This window comes from Bradyrhizobium sp. Mp19, assembly GCF_029952935.1.
In the GTDB taxonomy this organism is placed as follows: domain Bacteria; phylum Pseudomonadota; class Alphaproteobacteria; order Rhizobiales; family Xanthobacteraceae; genus Bradyrhizobium; species Bradyrhizobium elkanii.
Genome location: NZ_JASAUT010000038.1, coordinates 1 through 26,228 on the forward strand (window position 1 = coordinate 1; position 26,228 = coordinate 26,228).

Here is a 26,228-nt window from a genome sequence, read left to right on the forward strand (position 1 = left end):
TCCTTGATCGGCGGCCAGGTGAACTGCCCCTCGATTCTCTTGTAGTAAAGGACAAGGCCGCTTCCGTCCCAGGTCAGGATCTTCACGCGATCTCGGCGCTTGGAGCGGAAGATGTAAAGTCCGCCGTCGAACGGATTGGCTCCAAACGCCTCGCTCACCAGCATCGCCAGCGAGTCCATCCCGCGACGGAAATCGACCGGCTGCGTCGCGATCCAGATCGACAACCGGGGTCGCATCCCGATCATCGGCCAACCGTCCCGACTGCCGCCAGCACCTCGCACAGCGCCCGCCGGTCGACCGTCCCTCTGACACGGATGCGAACCGCGCCGACCTCGATCTCGATTGCCGCCTGCTCCTCGCGCGACGGCAATTCGCCCCCGCAGCCGGTGATCGCGACCGGCACAAAGCCAGGTGGCACGTCTCCGGCCCGGCGCGCCGCGACCTTCGCCCGCGTCGTCTGACGACGCCACAGAAACAACAGGCTTGGACTGATGTCGTGTCGCCGCGCCACAGCGGACACGCTTGCACCCGGCGCAAAACTCTCCGCGATAATCGCCGCCTTCGCATCGGCCGACCAGCGCCGGCGCCGGCCGGTCCCAGTGATGATCTCGACACGCTGCAGCGTGTCAGAAAAATCCTTGAGGATAGGCGTATGCCTATCCCTATCGCTATCCTTACGGCTATCCTTAGACATGGCGAGACCTCGTGATGATTCAGTCCACGAGATCTTCCTAACCGACCAGATTAGCCCTCAGCGCGTGGTCCCTGGATGACGCTCACCAAGGATGGCGCGATGCGCCGCAAGAGATCACCAAGCCAGTCGAGGCGACGGCACATACCAAATTCTTCCTCAGGGGCTTGATTACCAATCTACTCAATCCCAAGGCCGGAGTTTTCTATCTATCGATTTTTCCGACTTTCATCGATCAAGCACGTCCACTGCTTCCGCAGATAGCGATCTTGCTGACGGTATACATCACGATAGCGACTGCAATACATACGGCTGTCGTGATTTCAGCGAACGCCATCCGGCCAAGCATCGAAAAACGGGCAAACACAATGCTCATCAGGCGGATAATGTCAGTGTTGCTGGCCGTTATTGCAATCTGGCTGTTCTATACGACGAGACGAACTTACTCTTGAACTTGCTCGTGGGACGCTGTCGGCGGCACGGCGCCTATCGTGTGGGCGACGCAAGCGCCTCAACAATGTGCCTTTCAATTTCCCCGACGGGAAGCCTTGTCAGATCCTTGGGAATCTCCGCAATGATGTGACGCTTGACATCGGTAGCGAGCGTCGCCCGAAGCTGTGCCAGCGTTCGCGGCGGAGCGGCGATGACAAACGCCGTCGTCCTTCCACTCCGAACAATCTCCTCCGCAGCCCGCGCAATCCGCCTCGTGAACCGATACTCCTCGAGTTCGTGCCAGTTCGTCGTTTCGACGGCTCCCCGCTGACCGGAGACGATCCCTTTTATGAAGTGTCCTGGACGGTCCGTGCCTTGTAGGTGCGTTGGCGGATTCTGATCTTCGAACACCGCCTCCGCCTTCAGGGTGGGGAACTGATTGTCGCCTTCGTTGCGGAGCAACAGCGCCTTGCGCCCGTTTCCAAGCACGAACGCGTTCTTTGGAATTCCCGCCATCCAAACATCCTCCACTTCAACAAATCCTGTCTAATGCCCGGAAGCTTTAGATCAATTGATCGGAGTCAAATCACGCATGCGCGCGATCCCACAGAATGGGGTATCTTTCCGTCCTACAGAGAGCACGATCATGCAAGCACGCGACGTCATGGTGTCACCCGTCATCACGGAGAACTCCAACGCAACGGTGCGGCAGGTTGCTTCCCTGCTGCTCCAGCACCGCATCAGCGCCGTTCCTGTTGTGGGCAAGGATGGCGAACTAGTCGGAATCGTCACGGAAAGCGACTTGATGCATCGGACTGAAGCCGGCACCGAGCGCCCGTATTCGTGGTGGCTCCGGCTTTTGGTCGGAGACGCGCAAATGGCGTCCGACTACGTGAAGTCCCATGCTGTCAAGATCGCCGACATCATGACCCGCAAGGTCGTGACCGCGGCGCCCGACACGCCTCTGCATGAAATTGCGATGCTGCTCGAGAAACATGGCATCAAGCGTGTCCCCATCGTCGATGAGGCCGGCCACCTCCTCGGCATCGTCAGCCGGGCCAACCTGCTCCAGGCCGTCGCGAGCGCCCGGCCGAAGCTGGAGATGTCACCCGCCGATTCCGTCATCAGGAAGAGATTACTCGGCGTGCTTCACGGGCAACCGTGGGCACACACGTTCAATCTGACTGCGACCGTACAGAACGGCATCGTCGACCTGTGGGGATATGCGCCATCCGCCGCCGAGCGCGCAGCGATCCGGATTGCCGCGGAGGCAATTCCCGGTGTCGTTGCTGTGAACGATCACCTGCTGGAAACGCCGATCATGGCCTACTGATCCGGGTGCACGATCATCAAGCAACCACCATTAGGTAGTCAAATCGGTCGCACTTCGAAACGATCCGCGATCCCGCGGAATGCCTAATTCATTCTGATGTAGAGGCGATCGATGGCATCCGAGGGAATCGCAAAGGCGTGCTCGGATTCGGTCTCGCCGGTGCTGGCGGCAACAATGCCGATCACTTCGCCCCGCAGATTGAACAGCGGCCCGCCTGCGCTGCCGCGATCCAGCAAGGCATCGGTCTGAATGAGATCCCGGCAAGGGCTTCCGGGCCGCGAACGATGCAGAGCGCTGACGATGCCAAAGCTGACGCTCGGAGTGGATTTCAAGGAACCACCGGCCGCAAGGACGAAATCGCCAGGCTCGGCGTCGACCGATCGGCCGATGCGGGCCGCGGTCAGGCCGGAGGCCGAAATCCTCAGCATCGCCAGATCGTATCGCTCGTCGGCCGCAACGAACCTAGCGTCAAGCTGGCGCCCATCCGACAATCGGACCGAGAGTGTCTTGGCGCCGCTGACCACATGATTGCTCGTCACGATCAATCCGGACTCTGCCTTGATGATGACGCCTGCGCCGTAAACATCTTTCGTCGCGGGACGCGGATCGCTGGGCAGTTCGGGACCGGAATTCCCTGACCGGGAGGCTGCCGCCGTCTCCGTGCTGGCCGTTATGCCGACGACACTTTGGATAACCTTCCCGACCAGGGGCGCAAGAGTTTGCACATCCCGGATTTCCCCTGCTTGCACCAGTCTAGGCCAGGGCAGGAGCATGCACGTCACGGCGACGATGAATGACAACGGACGTTCCGACCATTTCCGCGCCGACTTGCGGCATGATCTTTTCGGGCTCATCTCGCGCCCGCCCCGTCTACTCGGCAGCGGCGATCGGCAGCACGCCGGGCCGCTCCGCCGCAATGATCGCCTTCCACAATGCGGCGATGCTGCACTGAGTGGCTGGCAGAAGCGAGCAATGCCCTGCGGCGTCAAAGTCACAGAAACGCGCTGCCGGATCACCACATATTTCCGCAAATGACCGGTTGATGAGGTCGAGACATTCCAGGAGCTTGGCGATGTTCTCCATGCCGGCACGACGCTGAAGATCGAGAAGCCGGAACGTCACGACCGGCGGGTCACCGAACGAGATCTCGGGATGGGCGAGTCCGAAGAACACTTCGACCGCAGATGGCGCTTGCCTGATTCGATTGAGGAGGTTCGCTGCCTGGGCTTCCGTGCAGGCAACCAGGCGGGGCGACGACGCTCCGGGTGCCGGCCTCGGACCGAGAGCGGCCGAAATCTGCTGCTCAAGCCAGAGGCGAACGGGCGCTGGAGCGTTCTGAATTTGCTGGGCGTTGAGCACTATGCCGGTCATCGTCGATCCTCCGTTTCCATATGACCATTACCGGCTTTGCTCGCAGCCGCCTTGATGGGGATCAATGATGGGAGCGCCTGGACGCGCGTGCGGTTGCCGCCCATCTACTGCGGCAGATTGCGTAGCCGGGGGACCCCATGAGCTTTCGCGGCGCGCTACTTCTGCTGAATGCGGTTCAGATAATCGATAATGGCAAGGATTCGTGTTCGCACGACGACCTCCCGCAAATCCCGGGAAGGATCGAGCGCGTCGTAGGCCGGATCGACAATGTGAGGCAAGTTCTTGACGGGGTTGAACCGTTCCCCCCAAATCGGCATTTCGTGGGTGCCGTGCGCGGATATTGTTTTCCGCCCGTCTATGGCTTCGTAGACGGCGGTAATAGGAAAGACCCCGTTGTTGTTCTTGGCCAAGGCCGTCAAATCGGCAGGCGGCACCTTCAGCTGCCCAGCAACGGGTCCTTTGCCCTTTCCATCCACGCCGTGACAGCTTGCGCACGAAGCTTGAAATTCCGCCTTGCCAACATCGGCGTCTTCAGCGTGAGCGGCCGCGGCGAAACCAGCGGTCAGACCAGCAATCATGAAAGACTTCAGGCCACAGATAATCATATCATGCCCCAGTTTTTCGGATACGCGCTTTTAGCAGTATTGGGTCGCCCTTGGTTTGACGCGGGTCAATGCATCACGCCCGCCCAGTCCAACGGCGCACTATCACTCGGGCCAAACAGTAAACAGACATAGGCTTGCCGCTTCTATCCCCACGCTGAGCCGGAAGCGGCACGCTAGCTTCGATATGGTGGAGGCGTCGGGTTTGAGCCCGGACCTCGGCTAACCGTTATCCCGATTGGCGTTCCTTGGGATACGTCCGCTCGCAACATATTGCGGGTCGATAGTTGAGGAATGTCCAGGCGCTTGGCAAGACGGGCCGCCTGAGTCCCTTTCTTTCCCGGATCCAGGGACCCCCAACAGAACTAATTTCACAGCGTTGTCTCCACAGGTTCGAGCATTGGGTTGGTACGATACGGTCACTTTCCTACGCTTGCGCACCCTCTTGTTCTGCCGGTTCTGCACGAGGTCGTCGACCACGGCCGGATCGGCCGGGGTCGAGGTGTCGCCGAGGCTGGACGGTTCGTCCTCGGCGATCTTGCGCAGGATGCGGCGCATGATCTTGCCGGAGCGCGTCTTGGGCAGGCCGGGCGCGAACTGGATCAGGTCCGGCGATGCGATCGGGCCGACGCCCTTGCGGACCCAGGCGACCAGCTCCTTGCGCAGCGCTTCGGTCGGCTCAGTGCCCTTCATCAGCGTGACATAGGCATAGATGCCCTGGCCCTTGATGTCGTGAGGGTAGCCGACGACGGCGGCTTCCGACACCGCCTCATGCGCGACCAGCGAACTCTGTGGCGACAGAATCCGAGTGACAAGATTGTGGTCTTCGCCACCTACCTCGGCACAGTCGATATGATCGCCCGCGAGATCGAGCAGACGTTCCCCGGTCAGGGCGTCGTGGTGCTGCGCGGTGGTGACCACAGAGCCAAGGTGGCGGCCGAGCGCCGCTTCCGCCAAAAGGATGGCCCGCGTGTGCTGGTTTGCACGGCAGCAGGACGCGAAGGCATCAATCTGCAATTCGCGCGAATCCTGTTCAGCTTCGATCTGCCGTGGAATCCGATGGATATGGAGCAACGCATTGGGCGCATCCATCGCTACGGTCAACGTGACACCGCACAGGTTTACCATCTCGTTCTCTCGGATACCATCGAAGGACGTATCTTTCTGCTGCTGGACGAGAAGCTGACCGAGATCGCACGCACGGTCGGAAAGGTGGATGAACAAGGCAACGCGGCGGAGGACTTGCAAGCGCAGATTCTCGGGCAGTTGTCCGAGCGGCTGAATGATGACCGCCTTTATCAGGAGGCGCTTTCCGACCCCGAGCTGAAGCGCACCCAGGTGGAACTAGAAGCCGCGCTGTCGAACTCGCGCGAAGCGCGGCAAGTGGTGTTTGACTTGTTTCAAGACCTCGATGGCTTCAGCCTTGATGACTACAAGCCTTCTCGGATGTCTCGTCCAGTCTGGATCGGCTAGTGCGCTTCTTCTCGACTGCGGCCGCAGACCTCCAGCAGAAGCTGATCAAGCTGGATGACGCAACCTACGACCTCATCACCGCGGAAGGCACTCGCCGTGCGCGCTTCACTTTGAACCGCGAAGCTGCGACGAATCAGGACGAACTGCAGTTGATGGGCTTAGACCATCCGTTGGTACAGGAAGAGCTGGAACGTTGGCGCAATTTGCCGCCAGAGAATCTCGGAATTGCAGTGTCGGGCGAGGTTGGCGGGCAGGCTGCTGTCGCTCTGGATGGTTGAGACATCTGGTGGTAACGGCGAACGCCGTGTCGTGGTGCAGCCGATCGCGGTCAGACAGGATGGAGCGCGTGCCCCGGCGGTCGAACGCCTGCGCGAGAAATACTTTCAGGCGCGAACGCGCGTTACCCCGAATGTAATGCTAGCGTGTTTTTTACACAAACGAACACGGCAGCCGCGTGTTTTTCGACCATCTGGGTCCGCCTTGGCCCAAACACCCCTGTACAGACATCCCGAGGGATTACCGACCCACGGACCGGTCGCCGCAACGGCGGGCCCGCGGGGCCGTGCAGGAGTTGATTTCTGCTGCCAACGTCGTCGGCCTGTTTGATAACAAAGTGTTCGGTCGTCGAGCCCCCGACGAATGGACGGTGCTCATCGTGCTCGCGGTGGACCGCATCAGCGACGAGAACGCCGTCACCGTGGAGTATCTCGACTCAAGCAACGGAGAAACTACGACGTTCGCTTGCCACTCCGAACTTCCGATCTTCGATGTGGGCGACTTCATCAACATGAGAGGGGATGAGATCTCCTTCATACACAAGGAGGCGCTCAGGCCGGTCTTCTTCCGGATCGGTGTAACGGTGACTATGCCTGCCGCGCCGGCGGAGGAAGTAGCGCCTCCGCCGCAGGGAGCGTTGCAGCTCAGACAGCCTCGTCTCATCCCTGCGGGAGGCAAGCGGCTAGTCGAGGATTCACGAGCCCCGATGACCGAAGCCGAGATGATCCACTTCAATTCGAACGAGGTCGACCTGGGAAAGCTGTTCGGAAAGTCGGAGCCGATCTTCCGGGCCTACACCCGCGAGCACACGCGTAAGCCATGGGACGTCGCCCGTCGCCTGAACGCCGAAGGCCACCGGACGGCGAACGACGCTCCGTTGACGCCGCGCCTGGCGCGCTTCCTGCTTGCGCTGATGTTCAACGACCGCGGAAGCAGTAGATCGAACAGGCCGCAACCAAGTCGCGCCCTCCGCCGAAGCAGCAGCGCTCCGGCGCTCGGAAACTGACGGTCAGGCCGAAAAACTGAAGAGGCGCGACGACAACCAGGTTTGATCGTTCTTCATCCCTCGATTTGACCCGATCTGCGAGTCTCGTCGGAGATGGTACAAGTGTCTGTGTTTCGAAATTTTTGAGCGCGATCTCCGTGGCACCATGCCGGCGCGGCGCGATCACTGCCCCTATAAAAGCATATACCCCTTCGACGTCACGGTAGACCGTCAATCGGATCGTGGCTGCGGCCGTTGGCCGGCATGAAGCCCGCGCCCGCCAGAATTTCGATTGAGATCCCAGAGCACCGATGTTCGGGGAAACCATGAGCCGGCTCTCAAGCCGCTCGGGGCCATGCACACCAGATAAATCGGATCCGGCTGAGGCCCAAGCGGCATCAGCTGGGTCTCTCTCCTCGCGCCCTACTCCCTAGCGTTCCCACTCCCTTAGAATTTCCGGGTATTCTTCTCCGGGCTCAGGAGCGGACGGCATCTGTATCCAGCCCTTTATGATCTCGCAGTGGAGAACGTCAGAGAGCGCGAATTCGAATGACACGTCGCGTGAAAGTGCCTCGATGCTCTTATCGTCTTCCCCTCGTTCGACGCCGATTGCAGGCACTTCACCCGGCCATGTTATTGCCGCGGGGGCATCAACCACACAATACTCACAGTCGTCGGGATCGACTATAGCTTCGACCATCCACCACAGAGTCTCGAGGTCCGGCGCCCAATAGAGCCCGACAGCCTCTTTGGTGTCGAGACGGCGAATTGCAAAAAGGTTCAACAGCAACATTCTCTCTCCACGATGAGATGAGTTAAAGGTTTTCGGTTGGGTTGATGTGCCAGACAGGCAAAAAGTGCCCTTCGCTCGATGAGCGGGTTATGGCTGAACACGCTGCCTGTAGTGCGCGATGACAAGTGCCACGGGAACGGGGCACTGACGGCCCCACCGTTCGATGCACTGCTGCGCTCGCGTCAGGAGACCGACGCCCTGGCAGATGCCGAGGAGATCTTCGTCGTCGACGTCCGCATATTCGAGTGCCAGCGCCTCGGCCAAGGCACCGATCAGATCGATTTCGTATGCTGTCATTGAAACTTCCTTCGGTTTTGTCAATATTGGAAACGGCCGCTTCAGTCATAGACAGGGATGGCGCACGACCCTTCGCTGCCCCTCGACTTGTTAATATTGGAAAGTCGCGATGAGTTTCAGATCCCCAAAAAAAAGAAAGAGCGCAGGTTCGGAAGACCACCGACGTACGCGACGCCGATTCTGGTGCGCTTGCTTCCAGAGCAGGTGGCTGCCCTTGATGCCTGGATCAAAAGGCAACCAGATCAACCGGGACGCCCGGAGTCGATCAGGCGTATTCTCGACGAGTATCTGGCGTTGGAATAAGTGACCGAACTCTGACCAGAGGGGCTTGCCGCGGGCGCTGGATCAACCGTTCGAGCCAATACGGCTGCCGTCAGGGGTTCTCTGGTTGTGACGAAGGCTTCCGGATCATTGCTGAGTTGTGATCGTTTTACCTTTCATCGTTGCGCCGACTTAAGCTGTGCTGGTACGAGCTTTCGAACCAAGCACTGCTACACAAACCACATGCCGGTCATTGTCGAGGTGACCGACCAGCCACTCGCAAACTATGGAATTGCAAGTGGGTATTTCCGGCTGACGCGCGCGCAAACGCGACGGGTCCTTCGGCATCGTCACAACCCATTGAGCCAACCTATTGCGAGCACGGCATATCCGACGGAAACTCCTACCCGCCGCGCTTCGGCTTTTGACGTAACTTCCGTAGAGCCAGGAAACTGCCGGCCGTGGCTTCAGAAGTCATACTGATTGAAGGGGCTGCCTTCACGCTTGTAGGCGGACATTCGCGCCTGCGCCGCTCAGCCTTGAACCTCTCGATCTCGGTGGCCTCGAACCCGATCCCCGGTCGCTTCTTACCACGACCGGTGATCACGTAGGCAATGAGACCATCCCGTATCAGTCCGCGCAGGGTTCTGGGAGAAACATTTAAAGCGGCGGCAACCTCGGCGGGTTTCAATAGGGGCGTCATGGGCAAGATTCTCTTTGTCAGATGGCTTCAGGCCGGACACTCAGTGCCCGAACCGGGCTCTTCCGGGCTATCATATGACCGGCTTGGCCTGAACCGCTGACCACGCGGGCTATCCCAAGCAGGCAGGTCGCCGCTGGGAAGCCCGCCTGTGCGATTCCGTGCGCAATCGTCCATGGACCGAGGACGGTTTCCGCTCGTCGTGGGGCAAAGCCTTCGACAAGGCCGGCATCAACGAGGATCTCACGTTCCACGATCTCCGAGGCTCGGCGGTGATCCGATTGGCGCTTGCCGGATCAACGGTCCCGGAGATCGCGACCTTCACCGGCCATAGCCTGAAGGACGTAGAGAGCATCCTTGATAAGCACTATCTCGGCCGCGACGTAAGGTTGGCGGAAAGTGCCGCACGCAAGCTTGAAGCAATGTTTGAGCCTAGGACTTGCGACGACCGAGAGCATCCCTGCAATGCTTAACCGCGCTAAACGGGTAGCTCGGAAGGTTCAACGCTCTTTAAGTCGTTGGTCAAATATGACCGCCGCAGCCGCTTTTCTCCGCCAACGCAACTACTCGTCGCCACCCGCCACGTTCTCGGGCGGCAGGCGCGGCCGCAAGTCGAGGCCTTTGGCCATCAACCGGACAGCCCCTCCCAAATCAGCGGCAATTCGATCCGCTTCTTCGTTTAACATCTCGATGAGGCCGTCGAGATCAAGTTTCTTGCCTGTATCGGGATGCCGCCACGTCCGGTCCGAAGCGACGCTGATATATAGGCAACCAGCGCGGCATTCGTCGGATGACATGTATTTTTTCAGCAATTGATCTTTCAGGGCCCCACGCAACGCACCGGCAGACCGCGGCTGTTCGCCAATCTTAAGTTCGAGAGTGGCCTGTTGACTGGCTGCCGTAGACCGCAGACGAATGTCCGTTTCCTTTTCATCGGCGGTGACCCCCTCTTGATCGACCGTGTAGAGATGGTTGGCTTTGTCGCTAAACGTCCGCGCAATTTCCCGGCGCAGGACCTTTTCATCGGTGATGCACGCCCACGCGGCACGAGGTGTTGTGTTGAGTGCAAGCTTGGTGGGTTTGGGCCGACGGGCCGATCGCTCGGCGTGCCATTAGGCTGTCGATGCACGATACTCCAAGCCGCCGCTGCGCGTCGCGGCGTTACGTCGTAACTCACGCGAGATGGTCGAGGCAGATCGACCAAGACGGCGCCCGATCTCACGCCTCGAGAGGCCCTGAACGCGAAGAGTGCGATCTCCTCGCGTTCTGCAAAAGAGAGATACCGCCCGGACGGCGGCTTGGCTGAAGATCTGAACGTCGCTGGTGGCATTCCGCCTGCCTTTCGGAACAATCTGGTTCCCACAGGCTGCGACATACCAGCTGTTAGCGCAGCATCCTCGCTGGTCATTCCCTGTGCAATCCCCAACCAGAATCGTTGAAGTTCAGATCGCCCCGCAATTGACGGCCGTCCCGGGGACGGTAACGGCGCCCGTCCAGATCGCAGTGATCGTCGCTTTCGAATGGCCGAGCGCGAACTCGGCGTCCGGAAAACGCGACCGGCACCTACGCATATAAGTAGGTGTAGGGCTCGGATTGCTGTGTCAGGTTGGCAGAGCTTGGTCGCTTTTGAATGCCCCTCCTGAGCACCAAGCCTCGTCCTATGGGACCGTGCGGGCGGTCCGTCAGCGGCGGCAGTCGCCCGCACGTTTCGATGTCCTTTAGGAGGCCTGGAGCTGGGTAATGCGCAGCGACCTAGCGTACGTTGTATGCGTCATTTTGATGGGACTAGGCTTCCTCGCGATCATAGCGATCGCCATGCTTATGCAATAAGGCCCGGGGCCGATGTAGCGTTCAGCCCGTTCAAAGGGCAAGGACGCCCTTCCGGGAGTCACATGCAGGCTTTCCGACCTAGCGCGGGATCAGGTCCTTCAAGATGGCTTCCGCGCGGATAGAGACGGCCGTGTAGTGCTGTGCGGCCTTGATGGACTATACCGCCCCGGATCGGTTTCCGCGATGTAGGGATCAGATAGAAGGCGCTGGAGCCCGCTTCCGGCGCCATGCCTGCACCCGGCGAAGCCGCGACAGCACAGAAGGCCGTCCTTCGACCCTGATCCGCTTCTCACTCGTCACACGTCCGCTCCTCATGAGGTTGCGAGCCTAGCTCAATGTGCGGCGCGGAGGGAAGGGCTCCCGGAATGCTACGGACGCCAGCCGACCTCACGAGCGTTCGATGGGTCCGGATTTGCAAGGCTCAGCAGCTCATAGCCGACAACTTACGGGAGCACAGCAAGATGCATGGTTGGTTGGTGACGGTCGCTGTCTTCAAGGAAGACGGCGACGATGACGAAGAATTCAGGCACATAACTTACGTCGTTGCTGCCGCTGACCCGGCGGAAGCAGTGAAGCTGACCGTAAAAGACAGCGGCGCGAAGGCCGCAATCCTCAACTGCCCCATCGAGGAGGAGCAATTGCTAAGACTTGGCGTGAAGCCCGGCGAGCTTCTCGTTATACACGATGGCGAGTTCGATCCGATCATCTCGCGCCATCGTCGTCACTAAGCGCTCCACGTCCGATCTTGATCAGTTGCGTCGAGTTCATGACATTGTCGTTCGGAAGCCGCCGCTCGCACGAGCAGTCAATCTGCACAAGGTATGAAAGCGCGCCGTTTGCTTGTCTCCGCAATGTAGCCGCCTGGCACGCTGATTGCTGAACCATGATTGCTTGGTCGCTTATTGATTGAGTGAGGGCCAAGTCTACGCATCGTAACTCGTGCGGGCGGTCGTCAGCAGCCGCCCGCACGCTTTTTCATAGCGCTACGCGCGGCTTTGTGAATGGCACGCGAGTTGCTGAGAGACGCTTCGGCTTGGCTCCTCATACTTCACGCAACCCCCATGAGATAGCAAAGCCTCTTTGTTGGCGCAACTCGCGCGGGTGGTTCCTCCAGCCGCCCGCGCGTTTTTCGCGCGAAAAGCCGCGAGATGATCCGCGCCCCCTGAAAGGGTCGCTAAGGAGGCTGTTGCAATGGACAGGCTCAAATTCGTCCCCGCATTCGAGGCCGCTATTCGCTCTGCCGATCCAGACAAGCTCGCCGCACTTCGCGAGACGATCCGTGAGCGCGGAGGCCCTGACGAGTTCGTACTGACGAGCACAGAACTCATCCGCAAACATCCGCTTACGCTCTTTAGACTTCTTAGGATCATCTCCGACGCGGCACATGAGGACGAGCGCTAATGAGCATCCACCCAGCCTCCGGAAGTCACACCATTCTCATTGCAGAGGCAGCCGTATCGCTCGTTAAGGTGGCTTGCGCAGCATGGCGGCTGTACGTGCGATCCGACAGAGAAGACCCAAGTGGTTGGACTGGGATGAAGGCAAAGAGATCGGCCAGAAACGCAAGGCCAGCGCGATGGCCGGCCCCATCAATCTCCGATCGCTTGATGGTTTCAACGGAATTACGAGGTCAGCCGACATGTCACCGCTCATCCTCATTGTCGCTTCGACGCACCTCAGCATTTTAGCCACCGTCAACATCGCTGCTCGGCCATCAAAGACTTTAGATGAGTGTCGAAGGATTGGTGAGCTAGCGATAGAAGCCGCGACCGCGAAGCCCAGCCGCTCCGCGTCCTATGTCTGCCACGATACTACGCGCGAACAGGGTTTAACGGGCGCACTAGGTGTGATTGCCTACGTTTCGCAAGAGGACGGTAAAATAACGATCCTTGAGGGCTACATGGCGACGATGTCTGACTGCAAAGTTGCCGGAATGGCGGCAGCCGCGAGCAAGGCTGTTCCCGGCGTTAGAACCCGGGCTTGGGCTTGCTACGATCTCGGCATCTTTCAACAATGATGCGATGAGCGTTTCTAATCTTCGCGCGTGTAGCGTACGCGCTGCATCACCTTCAGGAGTTGTCGGAACGTCGCGACCAACGCGAGCACGCTATCGGCAATCCGTATCCCGTGCGACTTTGCGGATGTGCGGAGCACGTCCGGCTTTCCGTAGGCCCGTAGGGCCTGCGGCTTGCCCGTGGTACGTGGTGTGTTGCGGCTCATTATGCGGCCCTCGCCTTTCTCGGACGTTTCGCATCCCGAGTAAGTTTGAGCCCGAGCAATTCGAACACCGGGCGCGAGATGGATTCTTGCGCCTCGCGTAGCTCCACTGACCGCAGCACGGCCAATTCGCCGATGTAGCGCCCGCTGATGCCCGGCACGGCGTGGCCTAGCAAAATGCTGAACAGAATTTCGGGCACGCCCAGCGCGGTCGCCAGCGATTTGTAAGAATGCCGAGGGCTCCGCGCCAGCTCCCGTCGCTACCACCGCCCAACCGGGCAAATCCAACAGCCGGGGCGAACTCAGGACCGGATAAAACTTGGGGGCAAGGTCATCGGTAGCGAGACTATGTCGGAAGATATGGGCGCCGCGGTGGGCGCAACCTTCGATTCCAACGCGATCGAGAGCGGCCTTGGCGATCATGGTGATCGCGCATCCGAAAGCAAAGCCGACGTGTGGCGCGAGTGTGCGGACGAACAGCCGTCGGCACGACGACTTTGGGCGGCCATTGCGCAGATATGCAACGATAGCCGCGCCAATGTCTGGCGGTATCGGCATTCGTGCACGCTGTCGGCCCTTGGCGCGAACGAGTATCTCGCTGGCGCGCCAGTCGATATCGTCGACGGTGAGCGTCGCAACCTCGTCGGCCCGCAGGCCGAGCTTGGCCAGCAACAACAGAATGGCGTAGTCGCGCCGTCCCATCACCGTCTCTCGGTCGCAACCGTCGAGAGCCCTCCGCACCTGAGCGGCACGCAGATAGGTCGGCAGAGTTGCGAGCTTCCATCGGCGCATCGATGGAACGCAATCCGCCAACGAGCGCGCGTTCAGCCCCCGATGGTGGAGGTAACGGAGAAAGGCACGCAATGACCAGCACATCGCCTTGCCTGTTTCCGGGCCCCAATCCTGGGCGTGGCGCTCAACGTAGCGGATCACGTCCTCTTGGCTGATCTTGCGCAGGGCGCCGGCGCCGCCGGAGCACACCAGTTCACGGGCGATAGCGGTGCAGACTACCGTCGTTCGCTTGCCGCGCGCAGCCAGCTTCCGATAGCGGGCCGTCAAGCAGCTCTGCGCCTTCCAACCAATCTCTCGCACTGCCGGCGACACCTGCTCAAGCCGGTATAGCTTTGTCTTGCCGATCTTCGGCGGGTGTCTATATGTCCAGACGCTTTCGACCAACATGTGGCGAACACGGCCGTTGCCCGCCTTGCTGATGCTACCACGCCTGACAGACTCTCCCGTCGATCGTTCGCTTGGCACTAGGCCGAGGTAACCCATAAGTTGACGTGGGCTCTCAAAACGGTTCACGTCACCAACCTCGGTCAGTGTATTTGCGAGCGCCTGGCTTGAAGGTCATCGCGACTTCATTTCCGCCCAAAGCAGTCCGACAGCGATGGCGAGCGAGCCGACACTCGCGGTCGAGCTGATCGGCCTCAATTTTGTTTTCGCCTCCCGGCCAGCGGATCGTACTGGCGTCGGCGATCAGGCCCGGCTTTGACGGGTCGGTTTCGGCTGCGACTGTTTGTTTGAGTTCCGTTACGTTGACCGTTGAGAGTTGGACTTCCATTGGGCGCGGCCCCAGATCAAAGCATCTTGATATTGTCAACCTGCTTGTCTGACCAGTCGACAAGAGATCTTCGGGGGGTAAGCTTCGGCCGTGCATCAAGCAGGCAAATGGGGAGCACTAGAAGTCATCAGGGGAGCTTTTAATGTCAGACCTTGTTGCGATCGTGTACCCATCCGAAGCTAAAGCAGAGGAAGTTCGGCAGAAAATATTCAAGCTCCAGAGCGAGTATCTGATCACGATCAGCGATGCCGTGATCGCCGTCAAAACTGGGGACTCTGTAAAACTCAGTCAACTTGTGAATACCACTATGACTGGCGCCGCAAGTGGCAGCTTCTGGGGATTGCTGTTGGGGATGGTCTTCCTGAATCCGCTTCTAGGCGTGGCTCTCGGAGCCGGCGCAGGCGCACTGAGCGGTGCGCTGACCGATTTCGGGATCAGAGACCAGTTCATGAAGGATCTCGCGTCGAAGGTAAGATCGGGCGATGCCGTCCTCTTCCTGCTGATCCAGTCTATGACGTCAGACAAGGTTCTCAATGCGATTAAGGATGCGGGAGGGATTGTCCTGACAACCTCGCTCGATGAAAAGAGAGAGCAGCACCTGCGCGATGCTCTCGCAGCCGCAACTCAGGCCAAGCCTGCCTAGCCAGTGAGCCAAAACCTGGCGCCAGCGTCAAAGCGTCGCCGAGAACGGTAGTCGCTGCGCTGTCACGGCAGTCGCTGTGGCAGCGGAATACGCTACAGTTTTGCGTAGGGATCGGTGCGCAACGGCATCGGTCCCTGGGCGGGATCGCCCGCGAAGGAGGCCGGCTGCAGCCATGCGGCTCCGCGGCCGCTCAGCCGGCTCTCTTCCGCGCTATCAAAAGCCGGGAGAAAATCATGCGAAGATTGCTTCTATGGGGGTTCGCACTTGGGATTGCTTCGGCAGGGATTACGGCGACCAGCGGTCGCTCGCAAGCCGGCCCTATGGCGCCGCTGGGCGTGCGTCAGGCCGCCGACGAGCTTCGTCTCGCGGAAACTGTCCAGTTCGTCTGGAGGGGCCATCGCTATTGTTGGTACAATAGGGGATGGCGCGGTGGCGGCTGGTATCGGTGTGGTTTTGCTTCGAGGCGCGGCTTGGGCTGGGGTGGTCCGGCGGGATGGCACGGATGGCGACGGCCAGGCCACCGCCCGGTCACTCGGCCTCCGAGACTTGGTCGGCCAGGAATCGAGCGTCCGCGACCACTCCCACAACCGTTCCCTGGCAGGAGCTGACGACATTTTTGTATGTCGTTCGCCGGCCGCGACGTGGCAGGCCAGTCGGAGCCCGCCATGGCCTTGAAGGAGCCGCAAAAATGCGCGGGCCAAGCGCGCGATGCCGTGCTGGTCGATCTCGCGCTGCAGGGCGGTGGATCGCACGGCGCTTTTACCTGGGGGGTGCTCGATCGGCTCATGGATGAGACCTGGCTGCGCATCGAGGCGATATCGGGCACGTCGGCCGGCGCGATGAACGCCGTCGTGCTGGCGGGCGGTTTTATGACCAACGGCCGGGCCGGCGCCAAGTCTGCATTGGAGGCCTTCTGGCGGCGGGTCGCTGACTCAGCGCGGTTCAGTCTCATTCGGCGAAGTCCGCTGGACGTCATCCTCGGTCGCTGGACCCTTGATACGTCGCCCTTCTATCTCGCCTTCGATCTGGCGAGCCGCGTGTTCTCGCCGTACGACCTCAATCTTGCCGGCACAAACCCTTTGCACCAGGTCCTCGCCGAGTCGGTCGATTTTCGACAAATCGCGAACTCCCCGATCCGCTTGTTCGTGACGGCGACCAACGTTCATACCGGCCGCGGGCGTGTGTTTCGCAACGCCGAGCTTACACCCGACGTTCTGCTCGCTTCCGCCTGCTTGCCCACCCTGTTCCGCGCGATAGAGATCAATGGCGAGCCCTATTGGGATGGCGGCTACTCCGGGAACCCGACGATCACACCGCTCGTACGCGAGTGTGACTCGCATGACACGCTTCTCGTCGCCGTCAACCCGGTCGAGCGACCCGGGACACCGCGCTCTGCGCGCGAGATCCTCGATCGGTTGAACGAGATTGCGTTCAACGCCACGCTGCTCAAGGAGTTGCGCATGATCGCGCTGCTGCGGCAGGTCGCGGACGCCGGGAGTTCCGAGGGGCGCAAATGGGCCGAGATGCGCATCCATCTGATCGCGAGCAAGGTTCTGGCCGGGCTGGGCGTCTCGTCAAAGCTCAATGCCGAGTGGGACTTTCTCTGCATGCTGCGCGACGAAGGCCGCCGTGCCGCGGAGGCATTCCTCGCCGCGAACGACCGGAATATCGGCAGGCGTTCCTCGATGGATTTGGATTTGCTCTTGCAGCAGGTTTGACGCCATGGGCCTCGTCGGAATCCTGGTTGCCCTTGGCCTGCTCATCTGGCTCTCGTTCCGCGGATGGAGCGTGCTCCTGCTGGCGCCGGCTGCCGCGATCGTCGCTGCGGCTTTCGCCGAAGAGCCCCTGCTCGCCCATTGGACGCAGACGTTCATGGGCGGCGCTGCGCAGTTCATCGCGCAATTCTTCCCAATATTTCTGCTCGGTGCGCTGTTCGGCAAGCTGATGGACGACAGCGGTTCGGTCCACGCGATTGCCCATTTCATGAGCACCAAGCTCGGGGCGCGTCGCGCGATTCTTGCCGTTGTGCTTGCCGGCGCGATCGTCACCTACGGCGGGGTAAGCCTTTTCGTCGCCTTTTTCGTTTTGGCGCCGATGGCACGGGAAATGTTTCGCGTCGCGAACATCCCACATCGGCTCATGCCGGCCACCATCGCTCTGGGCACCTCTACATTCACGATGTCGGCAATGCCCGGAACGCCCGCGATTCAAAATACGATTCCGATGCCGTTCTTCGGAACCACGCCGTTTGCCGCGCCCGGATTGGGCATCGTCGCTGCGGCGATCATGCTTGCATTCGGGCTCTGGTGGCTCCGCCGCGCCGAGGGATCGGCACGCAAGACCGGTGAAGGCTATGGCGGAGACGCAGAGCTCGTCAGCGGAGCGGTCGCTGACGATCAGTTCATCCGCGAGCGCGCGACATCGTCCCACGAGTTCGATCCGGCCGAAATAATGCATGGCAAGCGCGGCGACGTGCGGCCACCGATCGGCACGGCGATCATCCCGCTTCTCGTGGTCGTGGGCGTGAATCTGCTGATGTCGCTCCTGATCCTGCCACGGCTCAATTTCTCGTTCCTCGCGCAGGAGCGCTGGGGCGGGACATCCCTTGCCGGCGTCGCCGGGGTGTGGTCGGTCGCAGTCGCTCTCGCCGCCGCCGCGGCGACGCTCATCGCGCTCAATCGAGCCCGTCTGACGGATCTAAGGGCGAGCATGGATGCCGGCGCAAACGCCTCGGTGCTCCCCATTTTCAGCGTGGCGAGCCTCGTCGGCTTTGGAGCCGTCGTCGCTGCGCTACCGGCCTTTGTGTCGGTGCGCGACTGGGTACTGTCGATCTCCGGCGGTCCTATCGTCTCTCTCGCCATCGCGATAAACGTTCTTGCTGCCTTGACCGGATCGGCCTCCGGCGGATTGACCATTGCGCTCGATGCCCTTGGTGACACTTATTTGCAGATTGCCCAGACGTCTCACATTGACCCGGCGCTCATGCATCGCATTGCCGTGATCGGTTCCGGCACCCTCGATAGCCTACCGCATAACGGTGCCGTCGTGACGCTGCTTGCGGTCTGCGGTTCGACCCATGGCAAGAGCTACTTCGATATGGTGATGGCCAACATCGTTGGGCCGATCATCGCCTTGACCCTCGTCATTTTTTTGGGTTCGATGATCGGATCATTCTAGGAGGGACGACGAGGACGCTATCGACGCGATCTTGTCCGCCGTAAGGGCCGACTTCGAACTCGTGAGCCGTTATTGAAGGCCTGATTGGCCTGTATCGACGTGCGACCTTACCGCCTCGGGCAGCGCCAGCGATCTACGCATAGCCGGCGCCCATCAGGTTACCGCGGTTCTCAGCCTCTGAGCCGGAGACGAGTGAACATTCCGGCAAGTGGCGCGCAGAGTGCGCAATTTTGCAGTGTGATCACGCGCTACCAAATGAGGTAGGTATGACATGTTGGCGGTTGTGGTAGCTTCTCAAGGTTGATGATCGAAGCTGAGCAGCGAACAACTCAGCTCGTTACAATCCCCTTAGGCTAGGAGACGTCGAATGACCGCGAATATAACCGAAGACGAGAAACGCGAACGGCGGGCACGTCCAGAGCCCGGACTGGCCCAGGCATCGGGCGGCGGCCCCGACGGCTTAAGAGAAGCAGCGGCAGCGGCATCACGCATTCCATTAATTTTTCCGGAATGGGAAAAATCGATCGAAGCGACAAGGCACCTGTTCGCGACGGCACTAAAGGACGGATTAAGTTTCGCCGCTTCCTCTCTGCACGACCAGGCCAACTTTCTGAGAAATCTTTCCGACTCCAAGACTCCCTCGGAGCTCCTGAAGTGCCACCTGGACTTTGCGGAGAAGTTCTGGTCGAAGTCGTTCAGCCAAGGCTCGAAGATATTGGATCATCTCAAACCACAGCCATCATCTGCGGCAAGCCAAGCAATCCACCGAGCTTGAAGCAACGGCCCGACGGTACTCTGCTTCATCCGGGGCCACACGTCGGCGGTCGGGGACGTTGTGGAGTCCGCCGTGAAGAACGCGGACGAGCGCTGATTTAAGCGATGTTTTGAGCCGGGACAGTTTCGGCGAGCGCCCGGATGATGGTACGCAAGAGTTCTGCGAGCCATCGCAGGAGCAGGCCGAAGTTGTAGCCGGCCGCTGCGAGGACGGCGTTGATACGGTCGCCGACGCGGCCTTTGAGATAGTTGCGGTCCATGCGGTTCTCGGCCTTGACGTGACCGATGACGGGTTCGACAGCCGCACGACGCTTCATCTCGCGCCGGATGGAAGCCGTGACGCGACGGACCTGGCCTGAGATCCAGACCCTGAGCCGGTGCGGGTGGTTGTGGCCGCGGTACCCTTTGTCGACATGGATGCGGCGAGCCTCCACGCCGGTGAGCTTCTCCATGTCGGCGACCACGGGGCCGAGCGTGTGCCCGTCGAAGGGATTGCCGTGCAGCGCCTTGGCATGGAGCACGAACTGTCCGCCCTTCGGGGACGTCACGGGGGTGGCGATGCTGACCTTGCAGCCGAACTCGTAAGGCGCGCGGGCTTTCCCCTTGCCGATGCACTCGACCTCCGGCGCATGTAACGCATAGACTTTGGGGCCGCGCTGATGCTGATCCTGGCTGCGCACCCGCTGCGCCAGATCGAGCAGCGGGCCGAAGCGCGCTTCCAGCACCGCATCGCCATCAATCTTGCGGCGGATGTCGCGGATGATCCGGCCAAGCCGCGTCCGCAAGAACTTGAGTTGGCGCCGGGCGCGCTTGAACTGATGCGCGTGGGTATAGCGGCCGACCATGATGGCGGCGCGCTTCGCCAGGCGCAGATAGCTCTGGCGCAGCGGCACACGGTTGCGCTTGGCGAACCCGACGAGCTTGGTGATGGCCCGATGCATCAGCCGTGCGTCGGTCGGATGCGCAACGGCCTTTGGCTGCACCGTGGTATCGACCACCACCCGCTCCAGGTCGTTAGGACCAAGGGCGCCAGTCTTGTGTGCCACCGACAGACTTTCCTGGATCAGCGCGACGAGCTGCTCCTCGCCGAGCCGCTGGCGCCAGCGCGTCATCGACGATCGATCGAACGGCAGCCGGTGGCAGAAGCTCAACTCGCCGCAGAAGTATTGATAATAAGGGGTTCTCGATCCAGCGGGCGCACAGCACCTCATCCGAGAGATTGTGCATGTGCTTCAGGATGAACAGGCCGGCGACAAGCCGCGTCGGCAGGCCGGGCTGCCCCGGACCGGTTTGGCACACCGAACCAAAGCGGTCATCCAGAAACTTCCAGTCGATCAGCGCCGCCAACCGCACCAACGGGTGGCCCATGTCGATGATTTGATCAAGCGCCGGAAGCAACAGGTCTTTCTGGCGATCATCCCGCGGTTTGCTCATCGCCGTCCCCAATGCCGATGACCCGCCGTCAGGGAATCACGAATCGCTCGAAAGCAAAATCCCAAAACGCAAGAAACCGCGGCCCAACACCCGGCTTTCCTGCAAAATCGAATACTTTATCGAGACAACTTCTGCCTATCTCTCAGGCCGATCCGCATTCTTCACGGACGACTGTGGATACTGCATCCGGCTCGACCTGAGAGCACCTCCGTCCGCCTCCTGCTCGATATGGAGCTCAGATGGCGCATCGAACGCGACTATCAAGCAACGGTCGGCCGTCAGCATTATGTGAAGGCGCGATGGTTGCGGCTTCCATTACCACGCCATGTTATGCATCGCGCCCGAAGGAGGATGTTTCCGTCCTCCCGATCTCATCGGCTGGAGTCCCAAAAACCTCAAACTTCTCACAAATCAAAGTCCCTGCACTCCCGCTCAGAACCGAGCGTCATGCCGAATTTGGTCACTACCATGGCAGCGGCTCCTCAAGAGCGTCGTTGGCTGGACGCCTAGATGTCCGAGTTTGCGCAATCCGAGCGAGGCCCATGCGTCCGATCTGTGACGCCTCAAGAACCGGTTTTCATGTCCGATTTGACAGGATGGTAGCCTCGTGTGCGCCGTCATGCGCAATATTATGAGTGCGCCGCTTTCGGCCCTCGACGAAGCACTCGCCCCTTGCAATTCACCCTCGTACGAGCAGTGGAGAACAGAGCTCTCCAGCTGCACAAGACAGGTGGGACCGCACAAGGCCCCCTCACCTGGAGATCGATGATATTCATTGAGCAGTTTCGCCGGGCTCCATAGCGTCGATATTCTTCAGCATTAGCTCGCGCAAGAGCGTCGATCCGGGGATTCTGACTTCCTTGCCGTCGCGCAGTCTGCCGATTGCAACGAGCAGCTTGCGGATATCATAGGTCGAATTGAACACCTCCGGCACACCGCGTTCAACGTTGAGGAGCGTGTAGGCGGCTTCCATCGCAGTGCGAACTGCGTATTCGGTCGTGAAGATGCAATCGCGCTCCGCCGACTCAGCAAACTGGCCGATGAAGGCAAAATTGACAGCGCCTTTGGGCACAACATTTGGTCGATCACCCGCCTGCCGCGGCATGAAGAAAGATGTGACGTAGGGCATCATCACCGGCACTGTTTTTGCGGCTGTCGCGGCCAGTCCCGGTATTTCATCGATCGGCACGCCGAGGTGATACAACCATTCCTGCGTAATTTCCTCGCCCGTGCAATCTTGCATCGGTTTGTTCACGTAATCGCCGGGCTTGTCGACGAAAAGTGAATAGAGCCAGACGACGATCTGATCACTGGGCTGGTGCTTGAAATGCGGTTGACGGTTTACAGTCCAACTGAGCAGCCAGTTCGAATCCTTCGCCGTGACGACCCCTCCCGTGACGACCTTGCCGCTGAACGGATCGCGTTTGGCGATCTTGCGGATATAGGCCGGAATGCGCGCGTCAAGAGTCGTGATCGTTGCCGATTCCCATTTTGTTGCAGGGATATTGCCGCCGAAGACGTCCGGGCGGCCGAAAGCCGCGTCCTTGGCCGCAATACGCCGCCACAGATCCCAAGCTGGCGCCGGGCCTTCGTCAACCCTGGAGGGCGTGTGATGGTCTCCCTTGTCCGAGTTTTCAGTGAGCGACCCGATCGTTATGAATACAAGATCGTCGGCGCCAAGGCCGATACCGCCGGCGACGCCATCCTCCAGCCAGTGGATGGCCGTGGCCTGCTTGCATCCGGCCTTTAAGTCGAAATCGACATCGGTGACTTCGACGTCGTAGCGGAAGTTGACGCCCTGCTCCAACAGCCATTTGCACAACGGTAGAACCAGCGATTCATACTGATTGTACCTGGTAAACTTCAGCGCACTGAAATCCGGCAGGCCTCCGATATGGTGGATGAACCGATGCAGATAAAGCTTCATCTCCAGGGCGGAATGCCATTCCTCAAAGGCGAACATCGTCCGCCAATAAAGCCAAAAATTGCTGAAGAAGAACTCTTTCCCAAACACTTCGTCGATGCGCTTGTTCTCCATCTCCTCACGGGAGGCAAGAAAGACGGCAATCAATTCCTTCTGCGCTTCTTCGCTCAGAGTGAAAAGGCCGTCGGTACGCGCATCCTGTCCCCGGTTCACCGTCGCCCGCTGCAGCGAGTAGTTCGGATCATCCTTGTTCAACCAGTAGAATTCGTCGAGCACGCTGGCACCTTCGATTTCCAGCGACGGGATCGACCGGAACAAGTCCCATAGGCACTCGAAATGATCCTCCATCTCGCGGCCGCCCCGGATCACGAAGCCCCTTCCCAGGTCTTGGTTACCGTCGAGCGCTCCACCGGGGATCTTCAGCCGTTCGAGGATGGTGATCCGGTCGCCACGCATATGGCCATCGCGGATCAGGAAGGCCGCACCGGAAAGCGCCGCCAGGCCCGCACCGACCAGCCATGCCGTCTTGCTGTCCGCACCTTCGGGTTTGCGGGGGCGGGCAAAGGCTTCGTAATTTCCGCTACCGTAATACATGGAACATTCCGTCCGATTGGATCGACAATCCTTGGGCTCATTAAAAGATGTTCTCGGGCGCCAGGCATTTGCGCGGGACGCCGATCGTTAGACCGCCTTCGATGACGATCTCGGAACCGGTAAGGTAGCTGGACTCGTCGCTGAGTAGGAACAAGACTGCCTGCGACACTTCCTGCGGCTCGGCTGCCCGCCCGAGTGGAACGGGGAAAAGGGAGGACTCGAAGCTCTCGGTCATCGGGGTGGCAATGAAGCCGGGATGGATCGAGTTGACGCGGACCCCCGAGGCTGCGGCTTCCAGCGCAGCGGATTTTGTTATGCCCCGAACGCCGAACTTGGAAGCGACATAGGCGTGGAGCCCGGCACTGCCCCGCAGCCCCTCGACCGAGGAGATGTTGACGACCGAACCTCCGCCGGCGCGCCTGATGGCCGGCAGGGCCGCCTGCATTCCGAGGAATACACCGGTCAGATTGACGGCGAGGGTCTTGTTCCACTGATCGAGCGGGAACTGCTCGATAGGGGCCATGTTGGCGATCCCGGCGTTGTTGACTAGCCCATGCAGCGCGCCGAAGCGCCGCTCGGCGCTTGCGACCGCCTCGGCCCACTCCTTCGGCTGGGTAACGTCCTGAGGGACATAAACCGTGGATTCGCCCAGTTTAGCGGCGAGAGCCTCCCCTTCTATATGAAGAATATCAGTGATTACGACCCTCGCCCCCTCAGCCACCAGCAGACGCGCGTGAGCCGCACCCATCCCGCGAGCTCCGCCGGTCACCAGAATAACCTTGTTCTTCAAACGTCCCATGATCCTTGCCTCGTGCCGTTGGTCAATGGCGGTGCAGCGTCTTCCAGGCGTCGAAGAGGACGCGGGGATCATGCTGGCCCTTATAAAAGGGCGAGACCGGACGCTGGATGTCGAGCAAGCCGAAAACGGCGGTCTGCGCCGCGCGCACGGAATATTCGACGGTAAAGACAACGTCGTCGGGAATCTCGCAGAACTGGCTGATGAAGGCGAGGTTGCGCGATCCCTTCGGGATGACCTTCGGCCGGTCGGTCCTCACGCGCGGCATGAACTGGGCGGTAATGTAAGGCATCATCGCCGTTATGACGCGCGAAGTGTCGAGGATGTGCGGAATACTCTCTGTGAATCGCAGGTGCGAAAGCAATTCGATGAGAATTTCACGCCCCGTGCACTCCGACATGGGCTTATGCACGAAGTTACCCGGCTGGTCCGGGAAGAGCCCATAGCCCCACCACACCAAGACATTCTTCGGCTGTTCGTAAAAGTGCGGTTGACGATTAAGGACGACGGTCAGGAGCCAATTGGAGTCTTTGATCGTTACCAGTCCGCCCTTGCCGGCTCTGCTGCCGGAAAAGGCTTCGAGCCGGTCGAAGAAGCTCGAATCGTCCGCCGTGACTGTGAACGATTCCCATTTGGACTGGTCGATCCTGGAAACGAAGACGGCGGGGCACCCGAAGTCTGGACTCTTGGCAGCCAGACGTTCCCAAAGTTTCCACGAACCTCCGTTTCGCGTCGTATTCAGCGCCGGAACCGTGTCCATCGAACCGTAGCTGGTGTCGGACGTCATTGATCCGTTGGTCACGAACACTAGATCCTGTTCAGCCAGATCGATGACGCGATCTTCACCGCCCTGCCGATAGTGCAAACGCGTCGCGGTCTTCTGCCCGCCTTCGATCACAACATCAATATCGGTCACTTCCGCCCCCATCTCAAGCCGCACGCCCCGGGCCTTCAACCATGCAACGATCGGGCGGACCATGGCGTCGAACTGGTTGAACTGCGTGCGGTAAATGCCTGCCATGGTGTCGATCGTCGAGAACAGATGCAGGAAGCGTAGACAGTAGCGCTTGAACTCGATCGCACTGTGCCAAGGCGCAAAAGCAAAGGTCGTGGACCAGATGAACCAGAAGTTGCTGCGGAAAAAGTGGGGTTCGAACCAGTCCTGGATCGTCCTGATGTCGAGCACCGATTCTGGAGTCGCGCAAAGCGCGATCAGGTCGAGCCGATCCCTCTCCCTGAAACCCAGATCGGAGACGTCGACGATCTGACCGCCCGAAACCAGACGCGCCCTGTCGTTCCAGAAGAACTCCTGATGGAACTCCATCAGCTCGTCCTTCGCCGATTTCATGGGGTCGCCAATTGAGGGGATGAAGGACAACAAGTCGTAGGTGCAATTGAACCTTTCCTCGAACATGCGGCCGCCGCGCATGACGTATCCATCCTTCGGATTGCCATGCGCGTCGAGGCTTCCGCCGAACTGCTCCATCTGCTCGAACAGAACGATATTCGGGCCCGATAGCCCGCCCTCCTTGACGAGGTAGGCCGCTGCGGCCAAGGCAGCGATGCCTGTTCCGACCAAATAGGCGTTGCGAGGAGCCACCTGCTTCGGTGGATCAAGGCGGGAAACGAGAGAAGCAGAGCGCATAAAGTTCTCCGGCATGCAGCGGTTGGAAATATAGATTCCATGCAATCGGCGCGCCGATGGCGGCGCGTGCTAAAAATATGATCGCGAACCACCGTTCCCGGGACTGCATAATCAGCAAGCGCCGAAGCTCTTCGACGTACACAAGCCATATGCAGACGCCGTCGGGCGCCTGACCATAAGCAGCAATAGCGCCGCGTTGATCGGAATCGACCAAGTCATACCAGCAGCGGCTGTGCGCCGCGCAAGGAGCTGGTTGCGGGCCCTTCTTGAAGACGGAATGCAAGCGTCGTCATGTCGGGTTTCCAACCGACCCGTCGCCAACCAGACAAGACAGAAAGCAACTGGACAAGACGGAAATTGAGTTGGTTCCGGTTGTCACTTTTGCCGAACCCGACCATATTGCAGCACGACGATGC

At 60.1% G+C, this 26,228-nt stretch carries 28 protein-coding genes and 4 pseudogenes; 12 read left to right on the top strand and 20 right to left on the bottom strand.

Going from position 1 to position 26,228, the window contains the following annotated elements; genetic code table 11:
- The 3 genes from tnpB to QJT82_RS31270 form a co-directional block, all read right to left on the bottom strand.
- Positions 1–245 (bottom strand): IS66 family insertion sequence element accessory protein TnpB (gene tnpB / locus QJT82_RS31260; RefSeq protein ID WP_281446672.1); only part of this gene is annotated, 245 nt, incomplete at its 3' end.
- Positions 242–622 (bottom strand): transposase, encoded by a 381-nt coding sequence (locus QJT82_RS31265; RefSeq protein ID WP_259245224.1) that lies wholly within the window; start codon positions 620–622, stop codon positions 242–244. The genes QJT82_RS31265 and tnpB, both read right to left, overlap by 4 nt.
- Positions 623–1,177: 555 nt before the next feature.
- Positions 1,178–1,639 (bottom strand): host attachment protein, encoded by a 462-nt coding sequence (locus tag QJT82_RS31270; protein WP_028342834.1) that lies wholly within the window; start codon positions 1,637–1,639, stop codon positions 1,178–1,180.
- Positions 1,640–1,769: 130 nt separating this feature from the next.
- On the opposite strand from QJT82_RS31270, the gene QJT82_RS31275 reads away from it, so the two are divergent.
- The gene (locus tag QJT82_RS31275; protein ID WP_028342835.1) at positions 1,770–2,456 is read left to right on the top strand and encodes a CBS domain-containing protein; all 687 of its coding nucleotides are present in this window, start codon (positions 1,770–1,772) and stop codon (positions 2,454–2,456) included.
- 83 nt (positions 2,457–2,539) lie between these two features.
- Here the strand turns inward: QJT82_RS31275 and QJT82_RS31280 are convergent, their stop codons facing one another.
- From QJT82_RS31280 to QJT82_RS31300, 5 genes and pseudogenes are all read right to left on the bottom strand, one after another.
- The gene (locus QJT82_RS31280; RefSeq protein WP_244980965.1) at positions 2,540–3,256 is read right to left on the bottom strand and encodes a trypsin-like peptidase domain-containing protein; all 717 of its coding nucleotides are present in this window, start codon (positions 3,254–3,256) and stop codon (positions 2,540–2,542) included.
- Between the two features lie 70 nt (positions 3,257–3,326).
- On the bottom strand, positions 3,327–3,827 hold the full coding sequence (locus QJT82_RS31285) for a hypothetical protein (RefSeq protein WP_028342836.1): 501 nt from the start codon (positions 3,825–3,827) through the stop codon (positions 3,327–3,329).
- A gap of 155 nt (positions 3,828–3,982) precedes the next feature.
- The gene (locus QJT82_RS31290) at positions 3,983–4,405 is read right to left on the bottom strand and encodes a cytochrome c (RefSeq protein WP_244980964.1); all 423 of its coding nucleotides are present in this window, start codon (positions 4,403–4,405) and stop codon (positions 3,983–3,985) included.
- 200 nt (positions 4,406–4,605) lie between these two features.
- Positions 4,606–4,779 (bottom strand): nucleoside monophosphate kinase, encoded by a 174-nt coding sequence (locus QJT82_RS45640; RefSeq protein WP_348652650.1) that lies wholly within the window; start codon positions 4,777–4,779, stop codon positions 4,606–4,608.
- A 91-nt stretch (positions 4,780–4,870) separates the two neighbouring features.
- A pseudogene (locus tag QJT82_RS31300) lies at positions 4,871–5,221 on the bottom strand (acetyl-coenzyme A synthetase); the annotation flags it as partial.
- On the opposite strand from QJT82_RS31300, the gene QJT82_RS31305 reads away from it, so the two are divergent.
- The 3 genes from QJT82_RS31305 (at position 5,201) to QJT82_RS31315 (ending at position 7,184) form a co-directional block, all read left to right on the top strand.
- On the top strand, positions 5,201–5,902 hold the full coding sequence (locus tag QJT82_RS31305; protein ID WP_259245189.1) for a helicase-related protein: 702 nt from the start codon (positions 5,201–5,203) through the stop codon (positions 5,900–5,902). The pseudogene QJT82_RS31300 and the gene QJT82_RS31305 overlap by 21 nt on opposite strands.
- The gene (locus QJT82_RS31310) at positions 5,902–6,180 is read left to right on the top strand and encodes a hypothetical protein (RefSeq protein ID WP_028342840.1); all 279 of its coding nucleotides are present in this window, start codon (positions 5,902–5,904) and stop codon (positions 6,178–6,180) included. The genes QJT82_RS31305 and QJT82_RS31310 overlap by 1 nt, the downstream gene beginning before the upstream one ends.
- 284 nt (positions 6,181–6,464) lie before the next feature.
- Positions 6,465–7,184, top strand: coding sequence for a hypothetical protein (locus QJT82_RS31315; RefSeq protein WP_028342841.1), 720 nt, complete (start codon positions 6,465–6,467; stop codon positions 7,182–7,184).
- Between the two features lie 409 nt (positions 7,185–7,593).
- On the opposite strand, the gene QJT82_RS31320 is transcribed toward QJT82_RS31315, so the two are convergent.
- Positions 7,594–7,956, bottom strand: coding sequence for a hypothetical protein (locus QJT82_RS31320; protein WP_028342842.1), 363 nt, complete (start codon positions 7,954–7,956; stop codon positions 7,594–7,596).
- An 87-nt stretch (positions 7,957–8,043) separates the two neighbouring features.
- Positions 8,044–8,253, bottom strand: a complete 210-nt coding sequence (locus tag QJT82_RS31325) for a hypothetical protein (protein ID WP_028342843.1) — start codon at positions 8,251–8,253, stop codon at positions 8,044–8,046.
- A gap of 1,122 nt (positions 8,254–9,375) precedes the next feature.
- Here QJT82_RS31325 and QJT82_RS31330 point away from each other — a divergent pair.
- Complete coding sequence (locus QJT82_RS31330) at positions 9,376–9,687, top strand: tyrosine-type recombinase/integrase (RefSeq protein WP_028342845.1); 312 nt, start codon at positions 9,376–9,378, stop codon at positions 9,685–9,687.
- Positions 9,688–9,777: 90 nt separating this feature from the next.
- Here QJT82_RS31330 and QJT82_RS31335 read toward each other — a convergent pair whose 3' ends face one another.
- The gene (locus tag QJT82_RS31335) at positions 9,778–10,026 is read right to left on the bottom strand and encodes a hypothetical protein (protein ID WP_129964738.1); all 249 of its coding nucleotides are present in this window, start codon (positions 10,024–10,026) and stop codon (positions 9,778–9,780) included.
- A gap of 303 nt (positions 10,027–10,329) precedes the next feature.
- Positions 10,330–10,622 (bottom strand): annotated as a pseudogene (locus QJT82_RS31340) (helix-turn-helix domain-containing protein); the annotation flags it as partial.
- Positions 10,623–11,505: 883 nt separating this feature from the next.
- Here QJT82_RS31340 and QJT82_RS31345 point away from each other — a divergent pair.
- From QJT82_RS31345 to QJT82_RS31355, 3 genes are all read left to right on the top strand, one after another.
- Complete coding sequence (locus QJT82_RS31345) at positions 11,506–11,772, top strand: hypothetical protein (RefSeq protein WP_244980963.1); 267 nt, start codon at positions 11,506–11,508, stop codon at positions 11,770–11,772.
- Between the two features lie 463 nt (positions 11,773–12,235).
- Positions 12,236–12,445: a hypothetical protein gene (locus tag QJT82_RS31350; RefSeq protein WP_028342848.1), complete on the top strand. Its 210-nt coding sequence runs from the start codon at positions 12,236–12,238 to the stop codon at positions 12,443–12,445.
- Between the two features lie 124 nt (positions 12,446–12,569).
- Positions 12,570–13,061 (top strand): hypothetical protein, encoded by a 492-nt coding sequence (locus QJT82_RS31355; protein ID WP_075969327.1) that lies wholly within the window; start codon positions 12,570–12,572, stop codon positions 13,059–13,061.
- 14 nt (positions 13,062–13,075) lie between these two features.
- Here the strand turns inward: QJT82_RS31355 and QJT82_RS31360 are convergent, their stop codons facing one another.
- The 3 genes and pseudogenes from QJT82_RS31360 to QJT82_RS31370 all read right to left on the bottom strand — a co-directional run bounded on the left by QJT82_RS31360 (position 13,076) and on the right by QJT82_RS31370 (position 14,825).
- Positions 13,076–14,137, bottom strand: a complete 1,062-nt coding sequence (locus QJT82_RS31360; RefSeq protein WP_334369658.1) for a tyrosine-type recombinase/integrase — start codon at positions 14,135–14,137, stop codon at positions 13,076–13,078.
- Positions 14,138–14,239: 102 nt separating this feature from the next.
- Positions 14,240–14,581: pseudogene (locus QJT82_RS31365) on the bottom strand (transposase); the annotation flags it as partial.
- Positions 14,568–14,825, bottom strand: a complete 258-nt coding sequence (locus tag QJT82_RS31370) for a hypothetical protein (RefSeq protein ID WP_155258663.1) — start codon at positions 14,823–14,825, stop codon at positions 14,568–14,570. The pseudogene QJT82_RS31365 and the gene QJT82_RS31370, both read right to left, overlap by 14 nt.
- 142 nt (positions 14,826–14,967) lie before the next feature.
- On the opposite strand from QJT82_RS31370, the gene QJT82_RS31375 reads away from it, so the two are divergent.
- The 4 genes from QJT82_RS31375 to QJT82_RS31390 all read left to right on the top strand — a co-directional run bounded on the left by QJT82_RS31375 (position 14,968) and on the right by QJT82_RS31390 (position 19,420).
- Positions 14,968–15,468 carry a DUF1269 domain-containing protein gene (locus QJT82_RS31375; RefSeq protein ID WP_016839870.1) on the top strand — a complete coding sequence of 167 codons (501 nt, stop codon included), beginning with the start codon at positions 14,968–14,970 and terminating at the stop codon, positions 15,466–15,468.
- Between the two features lie 665 nt (positions 15,469–16,133).
- Entirely contained in the window at positions 16,134–17,186 is a 1,053-nt protein-coding gene (locus QJT82_RS31380; RefSeq protein WP_028342849.1) for a patatin-like phospholipase family protein, read from the top strand.
- A gap of 4 nt (positions 17,187–17,190) precedes the next feature.
- Complete coding sequence (locus tag QJT82_RS31385) at positions 17,191–18,645, top strand: GntP family permease (RefSeq protein WP_028342850.1); 1,455 nt, start codon at positions 17,191–17,193, stop codon at positions 18,643–18,645.
- Between the two features lie 367 nt (positions 18,646–19,012).
- Positions 19,013–19,420, top strand: coding sequence for a hypothetical protein (locus tag QJT82_RS31390; RefSeq protein WP_080686869.1), 408 nt, complete (start codon positions 19,013–19,015; stop codon positions 19,418–19,420).
- A 97-nt stretch (positions 19,421–19,517) separates the two neighbouring features.
- On the opposite strand, the pseudogene QJT82_RS31395 reads toward QJT82_RS31390, so the two are convergent.
- The 5 genes and pseudogenes from QJT82_RS31395 to QJT82_RS31415 all read right to left on the bottom strand — a co-directional run bounded on the left by QJT82_RS31395 (position 19,518) and on the right by QJT82_RS31415 (position 26,095).
- Positions 19,518–20,853 (bottom strand): annotated as a pseudogene (locus QJT82_RS31395) (IS5 family transposase).
- Between the two features lie 772 nt (positions 20,854–21,625).
- Positions 21,626–23,371, bottom strand: coding sequence for an oleate hydratase (locus QJT82_RS31400; RefSeq protein ID WP_028342851.1), 1,746 nt, complete (start codon positions 23,369–23,371; stop codon positions 21,626–21,628).
- 40 nt (positions 23,372–23,411) lie between these two features.
- On the bottom strand, positions 23,412–24,170 hold the full coding sequence (locus QJT82_RS31405) for a glucose 1-dehydrogenase (RefSeq protein WP_028342852.1): 759 nt from the start codon (positions 24,168–24,170) through the stop codon (positions 23,412–23,414).
- Positions 24,171–24,192: 22 nt separating this feature from the next.
- Positions 24,193–25,812, bottom strand: a complete 1,620-nt coding sequence (locus QJT82_RS31410) for an oleate hydratase (protein ID WP_051448033.1) — start codon at positions 25,810–25,812, stop codon at positions 24,193–24,195.
- Positions 25,781–26,095, bottom strand: coding sequence for a hypothetical protein (locus tag QJT82_RS31415; protein ID WP_179077634.1), 315 nt, complete (start codon positions 26,093–26,095; stop codon positions 25,781–25,783). The genes QJT82_RS31410 and QJT82_RS31415 overlap by 32 nt, the downstream gene beginning before the upstream one ends.
- Between the last annotated feature and the right edge of the window lie 133 nt (positions 26,096–26,228).